We start from the raw sequence: 1,496 nt of genomic DNA on the forward strand, positions 1-1,496 counted from the left end.
CGATCTCTGCATTGCTGGTCATCGTTGGCGCGTCGCTCTGTGTAGCGCCGGCCAGTGCGCAGTCCACGAATATGGGCGGCTCGGAGCAGATCTCCGTTGGCACGCTGTCGATCCTGGCCGCGCCTGTCGTCAGCGTGGCCGGCAGCACCGGTGGCGCGGGCCCTGTGCAGGGTTCCTTGCTGGCGGGCATGGGCAGTGCCTTTGTCGTTTCCGGCATTGCGCAGGGCGGGAAGGATACCGTCGAGGTGATCCTCGACTCGGTCAGCACCGCGGGCAAGGCCTCGGTCAAGGTCGCCAAGAGCGGGTTCGAGAAACTGGGCGTGTCGGTGGGCGCCACCGTGAACGCCGTGGCCGATTCGACCGGCACCGTGCTGGTGGTGTCAGGCAAGGTGCTCGCCTTCATTCCCAATACGATCGGTGAGGCGTTGCTTTATCGCGAGCGGGTTCCCACGGCCGCGAAGCCGTGAAGGGGCGCGCCATGATCTTGAACCGGATGAGCCGCACCGGCGCCTTGCTCGCCTTGCTGCTGGTTCCGCTGCTGGCGTCGGCGGGGCAGAGCTGCGAAGACACGCCGCTCAGCACGCAGACGCTGCGCCAGGCCATGGCCACGGCGCAAAAGGTGACGACGGAGATGGAACGGCGCCAGGACAACGTGGCGCTGGTGGGGCGGGTGGGGCAGGACCTGTCCAGCTATGGGCTGAAATACAGCCACGTCGGCATCATCTACCGCAACCCGGCGGACGCGCGTTGGCGCATTGCCCATTTGCTCAATAGCTGTGGCACCGCGCAGTCGGATCTGTGGTACGAGGGCGTCGGCAATTTCTTCCTCGACGATATGTTCTCGTACGATGCCGTCCTGATCGTCCCTCCCAAGCAGATCGCCGATCGCCTGCTGCCGCGCCTGCAGGATGGCGCAGCCCTGCGCTCGGTTCACGACGTCAACTACAGCCTGGTATCGTACCCATTCTCCACGCAGTACCAGAACTCCAACACCTGGGTGCTGGAAACGCTGGCAGCCGTGGAAGCCAGGGACGCCAAGATCGTCAATCGCGAGCAGGCGCAGGCCTGGCTCAAGCTGGCCGGTTACCAGCCGTCCGAGATGAAGATCGGTACGTTCAAGCGCCTGGGTGGCCGCGTGTTCAAGGCCAACGTGGCCTTTGACGATCATCCCACTGAACTGCGCTTCTCCGACCGCATCAGGACCGTCACCGTCGATTCCGTGATGCGATTCCTGGCGGACCGCAACGAGGGCTGGCAGGTCGTGGAAATTCCGGCAGCGCGCTAAGCCACCGGCGCGCGTTTCCCGTCAGATCACCTTGCCCGGATTCATCAACCCCTGGGGATCGAGCGCCTGCTTGATCGCCCGCATCATCGCCAGCTCCACGCCGCTCTTGTAGCGGCGGTTTTCCTCGCGCTTGAGCTGGCCCAGCCCATGCTCGGCGGAGATCGAGCCGCGGTGGGCGTGCACGCTGTCATGCACGATCAGGTTGATGGCT

The 1,496-nt window shown here is 64.8% G+C and carries 3 protein-coding genes; 2 read left to right on the forward strand and 1 reads right to left on the reverse strand.

Annotation, left to right across the window (positions count from 1 at the left end):
• The coding region (locus AC07XB_RS38925) for a hypothetical protein (protein ID WP_492833268.1) at positions 1 to 467 on the forward strand (467 nt) is incomplete at its 5' end.
• Between the two features lie 11 nt (positions 468 to 478).
• Entirely contained in the window at positions 479 to 1,285 is an 807-nt protein-coding gene (locus tag AC07XB_RS38930) for a DUF2145 domain-containing protein (RefSeq protein ID WP_492833266.1), read from the forward strand.
• Positions 1,286 to 1,306: 21 nt separating this feature from the next.
• Here the strand turns inward: AC07XB_RS38930 and AC07XB_RS38935 are convergent.
• The coding region (locus AC07XB_RS38935) for an FAD-linked oxidase C-terminal domain-containing protein (RefSeq protein ID WP_492833264.1) at positions 1,307 to 1,496 on the reverse strand (190 nt) is incomplete at its 5' end.

The sequence above is a fragment of the Cupriavidus sp. GW821-FHT02F09 genome (assembly GCF_059421605.1).